Origin of the sequence: Sulfidibacter corallicola (assembly GCF_017498545.1) — a bacterium.
Lineage (GTDB): Bacteria > Acidobacteriota > Holophagae > Acanthopleuribacterales > Acanthopleuribacteraceae > Sulfidibacter > Sulfidibacter corallicola.
This window is the reverse complement of record NZ_CP071793.1, coordinates 7950900-7966811: the sequence shown is the minus strand read 5'-3', so window position 1 is coordinate 7966811 and position 15912 is coordinate 7950900. Positions and strand designations below refer to the sequence as shown.

11 protein-coding genes and 1 pseudogene are annotated in these 15912 nt (G+C 61.4%); 9 read left to right on the top strand and 3 right to left on the bottom strand.

What is annotated here, in order from left to right; genetic code table 11:
* Nucleotides 1-190 precede the first annotated feature (190 nt).
* The 7 genes and pseudogenes from J3U87_RS24480 to J3U87_RS24455 all read left to right on the top strand — a co-directional run bounded on the left by J3U87_RS24480 (nucleotide 191) and on the right by J3U87_RS24455 (nucleotide 6084).
* A complete protein-coding gene (locus tag J3U87_RS24480; RefSeq protein ID WP_237378411.1) occupies nucleotides 191-1819 on the top strand; it encodes a response regulator in 1629 nt (542 codons plus the stop codon).
* Nucleotides 1816-2949, top strand: a complete 1134-nt coding sequence (locus tag J3U87_RS24475; RefSeq protein WP_237378410.1) for a fused response regulator/phosphatase — start codon at nucleotides 1816-1818, stop codon at nucleotides 2947-2949. The genes J3U87_RS24480 and J3U87_RS24475 overlap by 4 nt, the downstream gene beginning before the upstream one ends.
* Nucleotides 2950-3039: 90 nt before the next feature.
* Complete coding sequence (locus tag J3U87_RS24470; protein WP_237378409.1) at nucleotides 3040-3603, top strand: ATP-binding protein; 564 nt, start codon at nucleotides 3040-3042, stop codon at nucleotides 3601-3603.
* 561 nt (nucleotides 3604-4164) lie between these two features.
* Nucleotides 4165-4695, top strand: coding sequence for a YcjF family protein (locus J3U87_RS24465; RefSeq protein ID WP_237378408.1), 531 nt, complete (start codon nucleotides 4165-4167; stop codon nucleotides 4693-4695).
* Between the two features lie 24 nt (nucleotides 4696-4719).
* The gene (locus J3U87_RS24460; RefSeq protein ID WP_237378407.1) at nucleotides 4720-4905 is read left to right on the top strand and encodes a hypothetical protein; all 186 of its coding nucleotides are present in this window, start codon (nucleotides 4720-4722) and stop codon (nucleotides 4903-4905) included.
* Nucleotides 4906-5118: 213 nt separating this feature from the next.
* A pseudogene (locus J3U87_RS35370) lies at nucleotides 5119-5466 on the top strand (helix-turn-helix transcriptional regulator); the annotation flags it as partial.
* 150 nt (nucleotides 5467-5616) lie between these two features.
* Nucleotides 5617-6084, top strand: a complete 468-nt coding sequence (locus J3U87_RS24455; protein ID WP_237378406.1) for a GyrI-like domain-containing protein — start codon at nucleotides 5617-5619, stop codon at nucleotides 6082-6084.
* A 239-nt stretch (nucleotides 6085-6323) separates the two neighbouring features.
* On the opposite strand, the gene J3U87_RS24450 is transcribed toward J3U87_RS24455, so the two are convergent.
* The 3 genes from J3U87_RS24450 to J3U87_RS24440 form a co-directional block, all read right to left on the bottom strand.
* A complete protein-coding gene (locus J3U87_RS24450; protein WP_237378405.1) occupies nucleotides 6324-6938 on the bottom strand; it encodes a GyrI-like domain-containing protein in 615 nt (204 codons plus the stop codon).
* Nucleotides 6939-6954: 16 nt separating this feature from the next.
* Nucleotides 6955-7491, bottom strand: coding sequence for a PadR family transcriptional regulator (locus tag J3U87_RS24445; protein WP_237378404.1), 537 nt, complete (start codon nucleotides 7489-7491; stop codon nucleotides 6955-6957).
* A 1205-nt stretch (nucleotides 7492-8696) separates the two neighbouring features.
* The gene (locus tag J3U87_RS24440) at nucleotides 8697-10211 is read right to left on the bottom strand and encodes a pyridoxal phosphate-dependent decarboxylase family protein (protein ID WP_237378403.1); all 1515 of its coding nucleotides are present in this window, start codon (nucleotides 10209-10211) and stop codon (nucleotides 8697-8699) included.
* Nucleotides 10212-10328: 117 nt separating this feature from the next.
* Here J3U87_RS24440 and ehuR point away from each other — a divergent pair, with 117 nt between their 5' ends.
* The gene (ehuR, locus tag J3U87_RS24435; RefSeq protein WP_237378402.1) at nucleotides 10329-11702 is read left to right on the top strand and encodes a MocR-like ectoine utilization transcription factor EhuR; all 1374 of its coding nucleotides are present in this window, start codon (nucleotides 10329-10331) and stop codon (nucleotides 11700-11702) included.
* Nucleotides 11703-11819: 117 nt separating this feature from the next.
* Complete coding sequence (locus tag J3U87_RS24430; RefSeq protein WP_237378401.1) at nucleotides 11820-14843, top strand: penicillin acylase family protein; 3024 nt, start codon at nucleotides 11820-11822, stop codon at nucleotides 14841-14843.
* The last annotated feature ends 1069 nt before the right edge of the window (nucleotides 14844-15912 follow it).

Here is a 15912-nt window from a genome sequence, read left to right as displayed (position 1 = left end):
CAAACACCTGTCCTTCTGCATCTTTGGGCGACAGGCCCCGGGGCGTTGCCGGCGCGCTCGCATCGCACCGAACGGCACCCGGCAGCCGATCGAGATTCTTCACGGCTGCCGCGCGCGCCGCGGCATCGGCCCGAATCGCCCGCACCATCCCGCGGGTGTGCAACCAAGAACGAAATGAATAGGACACCGTATGAGCGACATCCAAGGAACGTTCCTTTCCGAATTGAAAGTCAACATCGATTCAGGCGATCTGATGAAGGCCAAGGCGCTTCTGGCGGAATTCGCCGACCATTCCGACGGCGTGCGTCACTGGATCCTCAGACAGCTCCTGGAGGCCCCCTCGGCGGTGGCGATCCCGCTGTTGGCCCATTTGATTCGCGGCTTTCCGCAATTGCTGGTGGGCGACCTCCACGCCGGCACCGTGCTGGAGAACCACCTCCGCCGCGAGACGCTGGACCTGTCGCGGGCCCTGACCACGCAAAGCCATGACGAAAAATTGATCACGCTTTCCCACCTGCACCAGGTTACCGGACTCGCCTTCGTGGACGTGATCCAGAAGGAACTGCCCGGCAACCGGGATCTCAGCGGCAAATTGGCGATGATCGAATCCTTGGCCGCCGTTCCCAATCGCGAAGCCATCGCGGTACTGGAGCCCTGCCTCGCGCAAAACCACCCGGTCCTGCGCGAGGCCGCCCAACGGGCATTGCGCGACATGGGCACCGAGGCCTCGCTGGATCGCCTGTGCGACGCACTGGGCCGCGACTCCCGATCCGACGAGCAGGTTCACCTGCACCTGCGTCACGCGCTCGACCGCATGTCGGTGGAGAACCTCAACCGCCTGCTGGACTCCAAGCGGGCCGAGTTGCGCGTCGGCGCCAAGGACCGATTGCGAGCCCGGGGCGATCGAGAGGTCCTGACCGCCCTGTTCCGCAATCTCCGCCGGCAGGACCGGCCCGACCTGCAAGTCCACACCCTGAACCTTCTGGGCGAAATCGGTGCGGGCGATGCGCTGGGTCCCATCCGCGAGCTGCTGTACGCCGATCCGACCGATCCCAACGTGCGTTTCGCCGCCTACGAGGCCATCGCGAACCTGCCGTTCAAAAGTCAGGCACACGCCTTGGCCGCCGGGTTGGAGGATGCCGACGAGAGCGTACGCGTGGCCGCGCTGCGCGCCATCGACCGGCACCTCGACGAACGACTCCTGGAAGGAATCCGGAACATCCTCTCCACCTACACCAAGGAGACCCTGCAACTGATGCGGCTCCTGATCGCGTCCGACTGTGACAACCTGTTCGGACAACTGATCGCGGATCCCATTTTCCGTCGCTTCGCCACGTCCTTCCTGGCGACCAAGGCCCACCCCGAGACGCGGACCCGCTTCCTCGAGCTGCTTCGCCAACGCGGCGAAACCGACTTGGTGGCCGCCATCCGCCCGCAAGCTCGCGAAACCGAAACCGGCCCGCTGGTCTTCGTCGTCGACGATTCACCGGTGATCCTCGGCATCTATCGCCGCTATCTCCACGAACTGGGCATCCGCCTGAAAGTGTTCGATCGCGCGGCCAAAATGCTGGACGCCATGCGGGACCTGACCCCCGATCTGATCTTCACCGACCTGAACATGCCCGAAACCACGGGTATCGAACTGGCGCGCACCGTGCGGGAACAACAGGGCCCCGACCGCTTGCCGATGGTGTTGGTCACCACCCAGGACGAGGAGGCCGATCACCGCGACGCCAGTCAGGCGGGTATCAACAAAATCATCCTCAAGCCCTTCAGTGCCGACATGCTTCAAAAAGTCATCGAGGAACTGTGTTCATGAACGAAGGCGATCTGGAACGACCGATCTTCAACGTGCTGATCGTGGACGACACGCCTCTCAACGTGCGCGTCCTGCAACGCGCCTTGATGTGCGAGGGCTACCAAACCCTTGTCGCCTACAATGGCCGCGAAGCGAGGTATTTGGCGGCGAAACACATGCCCGACCTGATTCTGCTCGACATCGTCATGCCCGAGGAAAACGGGTTCGAAACGCTTCGACAGCTCAAATCGAATCCGGCGACCCAGGACATTCCGGTGATCTTCATATCGGGTGACGACCAGGTAGAGACCAAGGTGTCCGGGTTGGACGCGGGCGCGGTGGACTACATCACCAAACCGTTCCACCTCGACGAAGTCAAGGCGCGGGTCCGGCTGCACCTGCGCCTGGCCATCGCCACCCACGCCATGCTCGCCAGCCAGGCCCAGAAGCTCAAGCAGATTCGCGAGGCCCAGACGTCGCTGCTCACCCAACCCGCCGACCATCCCGACGCCCGGTTCGGGGCCGTCTTCGAATCCCTGCTGGAGGCGGGCGGCGATTTCTACGAGGTGGTGCCGATCGGCGATCGCATCTACAGTTACTTCCTGGCCGATGTGGCGGGTCACGACATCGCGACCGGCTTCCTGACCGCCGCACTCAAGGTGCTGCTCAAACAAAACTGCACGCCCCTCTACCAACCCGCCGAGAGCATGCGCATGATCAATCGGGTGCTCCTCGAGATTCTGCCCTCGGGAAAGTACCTCACCGCCGCATACCTGCTTCTCAACCGCCAGACCGGCACGGCCACCATCGTCAACATGGCCCACCCGCCGGTCATCTATCAGCCCGTGGACCAACGGCCACGGTTGATCGAAATTCGTGGCGATGTGCTCGGCGCCTTCGGGGAAGTCACGTTCGAGTCGGTTTCGCTCCAGGTCGAGCCCGGTGACCGCTTCTTCATGTTCAGCGACGGATTGCTCGAACGCATCGGGGCACGAACGGTTTGGACCGCCACCATTTCACACATTGTCGAGATGATCGCCCGGCTGGCCGACTACCCTATCCAGGATGCTTGTGACAACCTTTCAACCAAGGCGAAAGAACGGTTCGGCCCCGTGGACGACGACCTCATCGTCCTGGGCGTTCAGGTGTAATCGACCCAGCGGGTCCCCTAGCACCACCGATCGTTCGCGACCAGTCAGGCGCCCCACCGCATGATGCACATCGAAACGAACGATGGAGACATGGGTTCCGAAGAAAGGCCGCAGGCCGTGCCCCAGGAACCGAAGACCGACCCAAACGAGGCACCCTGCCCCGGGGCCGGTGTGAACGAGAAGATCGATCGCCTGGGGTTGCATTTGCACTTCGGTTCCCGATTCGACCTGGTGGATCGCGCGATCCTTTCTCTCAAGGCTTATCTTGCAGGCGAGGCCGAAGACCGCATCGCCTTGTTCGAAGTGGAGGTGGTGGCGCGCGAAGCGCTCGTCAACGCCGTGCGACACGGCAATGGAGAGCATCCCGAGCGGATGGTGCGCTTCGATTGTCGGGTCACGGCGGACCGGTTGACCATGTTCGTCGCGGACGAGGGTCCGGGCTTCGACTGGCGCACCAAAATGGATCAAGGCTCGGTTCCCCCGGATCAGACCTGCGGCCGGGGGCTCCTGATCATGAAGGCCTACGGGTTTGGGATGCGACACAACGAGGCGGGAAACGAGCTGGAACTGACCAAACCGCTGGCGAGTTCGCCATCCGAAGCGGCCGAAGAAACCGCGGATCGCACGCTAATGGGATCGAAAACCAGCGAATAGCACCCATCCAGATCCAGGAACCTTTTGAATCGGTGCCTCGGGATCGGCCGGGTCCATCGTGCCCACGGGTATCCACCGTCAGCAATCGGGTTGCAGCGGATGATCTCGGAAAACGAGTCCTGCCGAGATCCGACACCTGGGCGCCGATTCCGTGCCTTTCCAAGTAAACCGACGTGGTCGTGAGGATCCATCGGCCACGGGATGGGTACGGGATAATTCCGGACCGTCCTCGACCGCGAGGCCTGGATGCGACCTCGAAACCCAACGAGTGCGAGCGTGTCGTTCGATTCTCGTCAAATTCGTTTGAAATGAATGGTTTTTCCTGGTCATCGGGTTGCCGTCGGGTATAATGAGTCCGCCCCCCTTTTACTCAAGTCGCTGCGGTCTTTGCCGGTTTTTGTCTCGAAACCGTTCCTGTCGGGCCAAGACCAAAGCCCTCGGTCCTTTCGGTTTTTCGGCGATATCGTGGCGCGTGGAAGGCATCGCCCGCTCGACCCGGTTTGACCCGAATCCATCGTCACTCTCGCCCTTCTGTACATTGTTTAATGGAGGAAACGAATCATGGAACAAACGCACGAAGAAACCGCGGCCGCAACATCTCACGTGCCCACGACCGACGAGCTTGGTAACCAGGTCATTCGCCGCAATGTCTACTGGTCCATGGGTCTCGGCTTGATCCCCATCCCACTGCTCGACATCGTGGCGGTCACCGGCATCCAGATCAAGATGCTTTCCGAATTGGCCAAACTGTACAACGTCCCGTTTTCCGAGCACCGTGCCAAGTCCCTGATCTCCGCCATCATCGGCGGGGTCGGCGCCCAGCAGGTCGCTTGGCGCGTCATGGGCAGTTTCTTGAAAACCATCCCCGTCGTGGGAACGATCACCACCTTTACCGCGATGCCGATTTTCGGCGGCGCTTCCACGTACGCCGTCGGCAAGGTATTCATTCAACACTTCGCCTCGGGCGGCACCTTCCTGTCATTCGATCCCGCGGCGGTTCGCGAATACTACCGCGAGATGTACGAAGAAGGTAAGAAGGTGGCGGAATCCATTCAGGACGAAAGCGCCGAAGAGCAGCCGCAAGCGTCCTGACAGATCACCGCCAAGGACTGAAACATGGCCTTTTTGCCCCTCCTCGTCTATATCCTGATTTGCTTGATCACAGCGCTTTACGGCATGGACCGCAAGCTGGGTTTTCTCGGCTCGTTGGTCTTGTCGCTCCTGATATCCCCGCTGTTGGTCTTAGTGATCCTAATCCTGTCGGGACCCAAGCGTCCCAAAGAGGAAGAACTGACCGAATAGTTACCACCCTAGGTATCGACACGACGAATTCGGAAAACGGCCGCGGTTACATCGCGGCCGTTTTCACGTGTAACCCAAGCCACGGGGTTCCCGCATCCAGGGATAGGTCGAGCTATCAGCGCGAACGAGATGCCGTGATCCGCACCTCATCGATTCGACTTCCGCGTTGTCGACATTGGGAACAGGGTTGGGCGATTTTGCCAAATCGCAAGAATGGTCAAGAAAAGCGAAAGCCCGACTGATAAGATTTCCCTCATGATGACTCGGATTGCAGAAATACTCCCACTGCTCGTTCGATTGGGCCGAAACGACGGCGAGGTCGTCAGTCTTGCCGACTTGGCCCGGGAGGACGGCCGGTCCCCTTGCCACCTTCAGCGGGTGTTCAGCGCTGAAGTGGGCGAGAGTCCGCTTCGATACAGCCGCCGCGTTCGCCTGCAACGAGCTGCGGCCACCCTTTTGAGTTCACGGAAAAGCGTACTCGAAGTGGCATTGGAAGCCGGGTTCGAAAGCCACGAGGGTTTCACCCGGGCCTTTCGAGCGATGTTCGATACCTCACCTCGCAGATACCGCGAGGTATTCGGACAAGCCAACCCATGCAGTCCGCACCATCCCGATCATCTGGATACGGCAAAGCGAGCTGCCCCCTGTGTCGGCCTGTATCGTATTTCGATGGTCCGTCAATCAAAACCCGCGATTCCCGGAGGAACACCCATGAGCTACCAGGTCGAAAAAAAGGTCATCACCGCGACCCCGTTTCTTTTCATGAAGAAACAAACGAAGCCGGAGGCCATTGCCGAAGCGCTTGCGAGCATGTTCGTTCCCGTGTTTCAGTTCGCCACTTCTCGAGGCATCCCGTTCGCCGGACCCCCAACAGCTCGATACGTCAGTTACGGGCCGGGCCTGGTCACGATCGAGGCCGGCATGCCCATCGCGGGGCAGGCCGACGCTGAAGGTGACATCACTTCCGGTTCGCTCTTTGGCGGCGACGTGGTCACCACCATCCACAAGGGTCCCTATGACAGCCTCAACCTGGCTCACGAAGCGATTCAGGTTTGGATCGCGGAACACAACGAGCAGGCGGACGGCGCACCATGGGAGTCATACTTGACCGACCCGGGCGAAGTACCGGACCCCTCCGAGTGGTTGACCGAGATCACGTACCCACTGAAAAAAGCCTGATCGGCTCTGGGAGCAAGGCCCGTCCAACCCGCTCGGCCGACAGGCGAAGGGCCATGAGTCGTTCTCCTCAAGAAAAGCAGGAAGCCGGGAAGACCGGGAACCAGGAAGGAGCAGGCATTTGGTGGCACACCGTGGGCTTGCTTTCCTCGTTCTGATATTTCCTGGTTTTCTGATACAGATTCGACGACGGCAAGACCCATTTCAGGTTGGATCCACCCATTCGTTTCAAGAGAACATATCTAGTCGGCCGCGCGTACGGGCTGGCGCAGAACGATCTTTCGTTTCTCCGGCGGCACCCGACTCCAATCGTTCAGGTAGATTTCGTGATAGGGACCGGCCGGATCCAGTTCGTTCTGTGGCAGGAATTCCGTGTAGAGCCGTTCAAGCGTTGCTGGGACTTCTTGCTGCCGTCCGAAATGCATGATCTGGGCGCATCGACCTTCCGCAAACTTTTCCAACCGCAACGATTCCGGGACTTCGTCCATCTGGCCCCTCGCTTCCGCGACGGCCTGCGAAAACATTTCATCATCGACCCAGTCGGGAAGCACGACCATCACTTTCCACTTCCAGTTCTCCTTGTTGCCCGCTGCCAAGTCGTGCATGTCGTCAGCCCAATAGAGCATCTCCAACGGGGCTTCCACGAAGTTTTTCCCCATGCGTTTTCGGGCTTCTCGCCGGATCGGGTAGATGGCCGTGAACAGCGTTTTGATCGCCTTGGCGCTGGCGCCGTGGTCGGGCGATCCTTCTCCGTCGATCATGGCGAACGGCATTTCGGGCACGTCCACGAGGGTGAACCCCTCCGTGCCGGGTAGATAAAGCTCTACTAGTTTTGCGCGATCAATTTTGACTCTCATAACGATTCAACTCCTTTCAAGGCTTGGCTTCCATGTACGCAGAGGTTGTTTCGATCCATTGTTTCTCCGCTTGCAACTGGCCCTCCGAAAAATCGAACAGCGCTTCAATGAAGTCTGGCAACGGCTGACTTTCAAATCGAATACGCTCCAGTCGCTCCAGCTCGCGAGCGACGGCGGTCCTTCGCGCATCGAGAGCGGCAAGCGAGGCTTCGCGTGACAGGACTTCCCAGTGAATCATGCCGAGTAACACGGAGGAAAAGGTGGGCCGGTAATGGCCGAGCGCCTCGGCGGTCTGCGCAGCCAAGGCATCCTGGCCCGAACGGGTAATGGAAAAGACTTTTTTCGCCTTGCGCCCCGCCGGTTTTTCAGCCGATACGAAGCCGGCTTTTTCCAGCTTGCCCAATACGAAATAGATCGAAGAAAAACCGATTTGGGTCCATTCACGCATGCCGCGACCATCGATCACCTGCTCCAGTTCGTAGCCGTGCCGAGGCATTTCCGAAACGAGCCCAAGAACCAATAACTCACTGTCTGTCAGCTTTTTACCTTTCATATTCTAAGGGTAGAATAATAAGCCGATTTTGTCTAATGTTTCTACGAGAGAGTCGTCGTGCCCGGCAGGTTCAGCAGGGGCGGTAAGCCCGCCGGCTGAACTTTTCGAAGCGATCAAGGCGAGGAGTTCCCTCAAGCATTGAGGGTCGGCGCGGCAGTAGGTTGGGCCGCTGGCCCGACACTTCGAAGCGACTCAGGCTTCGCAAGATCAAGTGGTAAAAGAGCGAAGCAGATAAGTCGAGCCTCCAGATCTCTCGATGATCGATTTCGATCTGTGTCAGGTCGCTTCGATTGGTGGAGCAGGGCCGGTAAGGCAAGCTGCCTGCGCGGCCCGGCTCACCCACAGGCCTTACGTCGCTCTCAAGATGCGGCGATTTTGGACTTGGCGACTTCGTTGGCACGCCGCGAGGGAAATCATCGGCTTCGCTCTTTGGCGTAACCCACTTCTGGTCCACGCGTTGCTTCGATTTGTCGGCCCGGCGGGCCAACCCACAGGCCTTACTCCCCTCTCAAGATGCGGCGATTTTGGACTTGGCGACTTCGTTGGCACGCCGCGAGGGAAATCATCGGCTTCGCTCTTTGGCGTAGCCTACTTCTGGTCCACGCGTTGCTTCGATTTGTCGGGCTGGCAGCCCAACCCACAGGCCTTACGTCGCTCTCACGATGCGGGGACTTTGGACTTTGCGACTTCGTTGGCACGCAGCGAGGGAAATCATCGGCTTCGCTCTTTGGCGTAACCCACTTCTGGTCCACGCGTTGCTTCGATTTGTCGGCCCGGCGGGCCAACCTACAGACTTTACGCCCCTCTCACGATGCGGGGACTTTGGACCTTACGGCTTTCGATGGGGGTCGTGAGGGAAAATGGCGGCTTCGCTCTTTGACGCAATTGATTGCTGTTGCTTGGGTTGCTTCGATTGGTTCACCAAGCTGGTGAACCTACAGGCCTTACGCCCCTCTCAAGATGCGGGAACTTTGTGATTAGGTACTTCGACACGTCGGCCCGGCGCCCTAGGCGGGCAGGGCCGGTAACGCCCGGCACCTACAGGGTTTACGTCTCTTACGCACATGCGGGCTCCACGCGCCGGCTCACCTCGCGTTGTTTCTTTCTCGATATGAAGCTGGGCGTCCACACCCGTTCGCCTGTGGCTCTCGTGGATGACTTCGACACCAGAAAGCGTGGCGGACCGAGGCCCGCCACTGCGTCATTTACCTAGCCGGTACTTCTCCCGCCGCCCAGGCCGCTTCGATCTCACCGCCAAGGCGCAGGGTTTCGCGGACCAACAGGTCGAAATCTTCGCGTCGACTTCGGTGATTGGTGTTGGCCACCCGCAGCACGAAGTGCCCGCGCAGCCGGGTGCTCGATGGTGCCGCGATGCCGTCTTCCTGCAATCGCATCAACAACTCCTGGTTGACCGCGTCCCACGCCGTTTCCGGCAGAGACGACGGCACATAGCGAAAGCACAGGATGTTCAGCGGTGCCGGTGCCATCAACTCCAGGCCCGGCGCCGCGTCCACCAAGCGAGCCAAATGCTGGACATGGGCCACGTTCTGGTCGTGCAGGCGCCCCAGCCGATCGAAGCCGAACTCGCGAATCTGGGCCCACACCTTCAGCGCCTTGAACCCGCGCGAAAGCTGGGGCCCGCGCGTATTGCTGGAGTCGGCCAATGCCGCGATGCCCCTGGCCGGGGTTTCCAGGTAACTGGCCGCGGCCGAGAAACTGCGCCGGTGCTGCTCGCCGTCCCGGATCAGGACGCAGCCCGCTTCGTAGGGCACGTAGAGCCATTTATGGAAGTCGAAAGCGATGGAGTCGGCCTGGGACAGCCCGCGCAGGCGCGGCCGCAATCGCGGCGAGATCGCGGCCAGGGCGCCGATTGCGCCGTCCACGTGAAACCACAACGCCTCTCGGCGGGCGAGGGCCGCGATCGCTTCCAAGTCGTCGATGGCCCCGGTGTTGACCGTGCCCGCGTTGCCGATCACCACGATCGGCCGGCAACCCGCCTCCCGATCCTCGGCGATCATGGTCGCCAACACGTCCACCCGCATGCGATAGGCCTCGTCCACCGGTACCTTGCGCAGGTTTTTCAGGCCGAGACCCAGCAGTTGCATGGCCTTGTCGACGGACGAGTGCACCTGCTCGGAGGCGTACACCGTCGGCGTCCCGGCCACGGATCCTAAACCCTGGCCGCGCACGTCTTCCGTCAACACGGCATCGCGACCGACCGCCATCCCGATGATGTTGGCCACGGAAGCGCCGCTCGTGACGATCCCACTGGCACCCTCGGGGAAATCGAAGAGATCCCGCATCCACCGCAGCACCTGCGCTTCGACCCGACTCGGCGCATCGTTGAAGGTGCCCGAGCTGGCGTTGACGCCCGCCGCCAACATATCGGCCAACATCCCGATCGGGGTACCGGTCCCGCACACCCAACCCCAGAAGCGAGGATGCGCGTGTCCGGCCGGATAGGACACGATGTGGCGCAACATGTCTTCCACGACCGTCTCCGCGTCCTGACCGGCACTCGGCGCCGGCGAGGACAGCAACGCCTCGGTCTGCTCGGGAACCGGGCGCCAGACGGGTTTGTCGCGAACCGACATCTGGAAATCGAGCGCCTCGTCGAGCGCGCGATGGGCGACCTCCCTGAGCGCGGACCAATTTTCGGGATCGAGGGTCAAGTTGTCTTCCGTGTCGATGGGTGATTGCGTGGTACCGAGATGAACCATGATGCCTCCTAATGTCCCCTTCGAATACATCAGCACAATAAAGACAAAAGGGGTTCAATGTGTTGTTTTTTGGTTATATGTCTTGAAACAATTTGAGTCAATTGTTATATTGTCACCATGACAATATGGATACCCACACTTGAAGACGACACTCCCCGCTATCGAGCCATCGCGGACGCCATTGCCAGCGACGTGGCCGAGGGCCGCCTCCAACCGGGCGACCGCCTGCCGACCCACCGCGAACTGGCCCATGCCCTGGGCGTCACGGTCGGCACGGTCAGCCGCGGGTACGCCGAGGCCGAGCGCCGCGGCCTGACGACCGGCGAGGTGGGTCGGGGCACCTACGTGCGCGGCGCTACGTCCCTGGACCCGTGGCCGGAACAGCCCACCGAATCGGAGATCGTCGATCTCACCCTCAGCCTGCCGGTCTCGATCCCCGAAGAGGCCACGGCGTTGGCCGAAACACTGCGCCAGATTGCCGGCGATGCCCGCATCGGAGAGCTGCTCGCCTACCATCCCGAGTCCGCCGACTGCCGCCAGCGCGCTGCCGCGGCGAAGTGGCTCGGTCGATTGGGGCTGAATACCGGCGCCGACGACATCCTGGTCACGGCCGGGTCCCAACACGGACTGACCGTGGCCCTCTCGACCCTGTTCGCACCGGGCCAGGTGGTGCTCACCGGCGAACTCACCTACCCCTCGATCAAGAGCCAGGCCCGGACTCATGGCGTTCGGCTGCGCGGGGTGGCACTCGACGATCAAGGCATCTGTCCGGATGCCGTCGAGCGGGCCTGTCGCATGGAGCCGAAGCCCGCCGGGCTCTACCTGGTGCCGACCCTTCAAAACCCCACCAGTGGCATCCTCTCCGAAGCCCGCCGGCGAGCCCTGGGGCGCATCGCCGAAAAGCACGACCTCTGGATCGTCGAGGACGACGTCCACGCCTTTTTGCTGCCCGACCTGCCGGCGCCGATCGCGACCTACGCCCCCGAACGCACCCTCTACCTCTCCAGTGTCGCCAAATGCCTGGCGCCAGGCTTGCGTACCGGGTTCATCGTGGCGCCGCCGGCCCTGCGCGCCCGCCTGCTCACCGGCATTCACACCACCATGTGGATGCCACCGCCCTTGATGGTGGAAGTGACCACCCGCTGGTTCGTCGACGGCACGGCCGACCGCCTGATCGCCGCCAAGCGGGCGGAGACGGAACGGCGCCAACAGCTTGCCCAACAGATTTTGGCGCGGCACGCACACCGCTGCCATCCTTTGGGTTATCAGATTTGGCTGGAGCTGCCCGAGCCCTGGCACACCGACGAATTCGTCACCCAGGCCCGCAAGCGAAGCGTCATCGTGATCGGCGCCGGAGCCTTCTCCGTCAGCCGCCGCCACGTGCCCCACGCCGTTCGGTTGTCGATCGGCGTGCCATCGCGGCCGGCCCTGGAACGCGGCCTAAAGGTCCTCGACGACATCCTCAGGGCCCAGGCGCCTCCTTTGTATTGAGTCTTCACCGAATTCTCATATACCCGTTTGGCCAAATTTACGTGAACGGGGGCGTCAGAAAACCGGCAATGGCGTTATACTCGGGGATACACCCACCATACGACTTGGAGTATCCCCATGCGCCTAACCGGATTGTTGTATCTGTGTATCCTCATGTCCCCGCTTGCCGCCCAAGTGCGGATCATTCCTCACCTGACCTCCGCCGACGGGGGTTTCGAGACCACCGTCATTTTAGAAAACCAGTCCGCCGATGACCGGGAATGGCGGTTGACACCCTACGATGCCGCCGGCAGTGCCTTGGATCCCGTGACCGGCACCCTCGCCGGACGCGCCACCACCTCGATGTCCGCAGCCGAGCTGCTCGGCGCCACGGCTTCTCACGCCACCATCACGGGCGAGGACCTCACCGTTTCGGTGGCCTACGTGATCGCCACGGGCGACGGCAGTCCGGCCCACGTCACGGAAACGAGTGATCACGCGACCCGCCATCGCTTTTTCTCGGGCGACTGGTCGACCGTGTTCGACGGCTTCGCGGTGGTCAATACGGGCGCGGAGGCGGCCGATGTCTGGGTCGCCCAGAAGGCATCCGACGGGACCATCACCCAATCCCTGCGCATCGCGACCGAGCTGGCGCCCATGGCCAAGGCGCTGTATGTGCTGGGCAGCCCCGATGGCTCCGAATTCGACGCCGATGCCGGCTTCGTCTACGAAGTCTACGCGACCGTTCCCTTGGCCGTGACGGCTTTGCGCGGCAATCTTCCCGGCGCCACTTACCTGTGGGCCAACCAAACCCGAGGGATCGGCACCGCCGAGAGTACGCGCGACGGCCAGGGCGTCTGGTTCATCGAAAACGGATCGTTGTACGACGTCATCGAGATGATGGGTTACAACGTCGCCAGCGACCGGCTCTGGCAGATGGAAACCTTCCGGCGACTCGGGCTGGGTCGCCTTTCGGAACTTCCGCTGATCTCCAACGAGGAGACCCTGGCTCAAGACAAATTCACCCGCATGGTCGGCTATTCCGAAGCAGAATACTGGCAGGCCTTCGAAGATTTGGAACCCGAAGCCAAAACCATGGTCAGGGCCTATACCGAGGGCGTCAATCGCCGGAGGGCCGAAGCCATGGCCGACCCGAACCTGATGCCGATCGAGTTCAAGGCGCTTGGCCTGGCGGTGGAACCCTGGCGCGAAATCGACGTACTCTCGATCATCATCGCCATGCTGCGCTCGTTCGACCAACAAGACTACGGCAGCGGGCAAATGGAAAACGCCGCGCTGCTGCAACAACTTCAGACGCAGTTTCCCGACCAGGCCGGTGACATGTTCGCGGACCTGCGCTGGTTCAACGACCCCGACGCGCCCACCATGATTCCAGCCGATTCGCCGGCCAAGATGACGACGCCGCTTTCGACGGCACCGGCCGGACGTCTCCGTTCCGACGTGGATTTCGTCGCACTCCACCACTACTTGGAGGACCGCCATGTGTCTCGAGAGCAGGTCCAGAAATCACTGAATGCCAAAATCAAGATGGGCAGCTATGCCTGGGTGGTGGCCGGCGATCGAACCGAGTCGGGCAACCCGATCCTCTACTCGGGCCCGCAGATGGGATTCATGACACCTTCGATCGTGATCGAAGGTTCCATCAACGGCGGTGGTCTCCAGATTTCCGGCGGAACCGTACCCGGCATTCCCGGCATCCTCATCGGCCGTACGCCCCACCACAGTTGGTCGATGCAGGTCGGGCACGCCAACAGCATGGACCTCTACATGGAGGAAACACCGACGGAGAACGAGCTGCACCGGACCGAAACTTTCATCGGCCCCAACGGTGAAGAAGAAACGCTGAACATCTACCGCACCGAACACGGCCCCTTGATCAGCCTCGAGCCGGCGGTCGCGTGGAAATACGCTCATTGGGATTTCGAGTTCCGCACCATTCAGGCCTTCTTCGACATGGCCACGGCCCAGAACATGGATGCGTTCGGCGCGGCGCTCGAACGCGTCGGCGTCAGCCAGCACTTTTGTTACGCCGACCGCGAGGGGAACATCGCCTATTGGATGAGCGGGCGCAATCCCGTCCGCCCCGAGGGCGACTATCGCCTGCCCCAGGGCGCCCTGGCCGGCGTTCCCGTGCTCGAGTACGACAGCGCGGTCACCCACCCGCTCGTCCACGATCGCAATACCGCCCAGGGTTTCTACGGCGGCTGGAACAACAAGGCGCGCCAGGACGTGCCGAACAGCAACGTGGACGGCGGTCGTTACTACGGGCCTTACCACCGGGCAATCGAAGTGGAAAACCACCTCCGCGAGCTGGTGAACCGAGGCGACGTCCAATTCGAGGAAGTGCGCGGCGTGGCGCTCGCCATCGCCAGCACCGAACAGCACGTGGCACCGAGCCTGGCCGTGCCCTTCAACGCCGAGACGCCCTTGGGACCGGGCGGCGACGGCGGCAATCCCTGGCCGCTGATTCGCGATGCCTTCACCGCAGCCGTTGCGGCAGAGCCCAGCGACGCACGCAACGACGCCATCGATCTCTTGAACGCCTGGGACGGCTACTTCGTCGAGGGTGGACCGTCATCCTGGGCGCTCGGCGCCGACCGGGCCGACGCTTGGATGTTGTTGGACTCCTGGATACGCGGCGTGCTGAACCTGACGTTCGAGGAGGTGAACAACATAGACAACCCGGTCTATATGAATGTGCTCATCCACGGATTGGATACGGGCACGGCTCTCCAGAACAGCTACGACTGGTTCACCAACGCCGACCCGAACGCGCCCCAGACGCGAAATGCCGTGATCGTCCAAGCCTTGGACGATGCGCTGGCCGCACTGGGCGAGCAACCCTGGGGTCAGGGTCTGCGCGGTACCCTCCAATTCGATCACCCGCTGTTGTCCCTGCTCACGGGCGCGCCCCTGCACCAGGTCCCGTTCAGCAACCGGTCCACCTACGCGCACTGCATCGAGGTGGGCGAAACGGGACCGGTACGGATCGACAGCATGTTCCCTCTCGGCGAATCGGGCAACATCTACGGTGAGGGCCTGACCTTCGAGCTGGACACCCACTTTCTGAGCATGACGCCGTTTTTCGACGATTTCTCCCATCGATCCTTCCCGCTGTTCACGCCCGCGAAGCAGCAATGACCCATTTGGTATCGGGAGCCGGCTCGTCGAGCTCGTGAAGCTCTTGGAGGCGGTTCCCGGTCCCAGGGGATTGGCGTAGGAGGATGTTTAAAACCACAGAATCCCCGCTCAGGCCGGTGGGTCTCAAGTGGGTAACTAATCGAAGCGAATCGCTAGGGGGTTCCCGCATTCACGAGAGGGGCGTGGTGCCAGGTAGGTTGGCCCGCTGGGCCGACGCATCGAAGTAACCCAAGCAACAGCAATCAATTACGCCAAAGAGCGTAGCCGATCATTCCCCTCGCCACCCCAATCGAAAGCCGTGAAGTCCAGGTCCCCCCATCGTGAGAGGAGAATCAGGCCTGTAGGTTCACCAGCTTGGTGAACCAATCGAAGCAACCCAAGCAACAGCAATCAATTGCGTCAAAGAGCGAAGCCGCCATTTTCCCTCACGACCCCAATCGAAAGCCGTGAAGTCCAGGTCCCCCCATCGTGAGAGGAGAATCAGGCCTGTAGGTAGGCCCACTGAGCCGACTTTTTTGACGAACGCCTCGAACATCCGCCTGTTTAGGTTGATAGCTTTATCTTCGAACTTTACAGAATTTGTTACGCAAGAGCCCCGAACCAGCGGGCACACCCAGCTCGATTTCGAGAAAGAAACAACGCGAAGCGAGCCGGCAGGGTGGTATCGGCTGCCTGATCAAGGGGTCGATCAGGGCCGGTAAGGCCAGGTAGGTGCGACCGCTGGTCGCACATTCCGAAGCTCCCGCTCTTATTGGAGCTTCGCATATTGGCGTTCTGAATTTTCGAAACCCTGATCACTTCGAAGTGTTTCCCGCCCCCGATCAACGACGGATCTCTCGGCATTAGGGAACTCAAACGCATTCGTTTCGAGTGAGTCACCGCTCAGGCCGAGGTCCTGGTTTCCGAGGTCCGGGTGTCGGATACCGGCTAACCGACCGCCGGCGTTTCGATCACCGCGTACCCCTGCCGGCGAACTAACCTGGTTGTTGCAACGGCTCCGCATCCGGATGGGATGAAGCCGTTGAGGCACCATGGCCGGCTGTTTGGCTGCGCCGGCCGGTTCCACCTG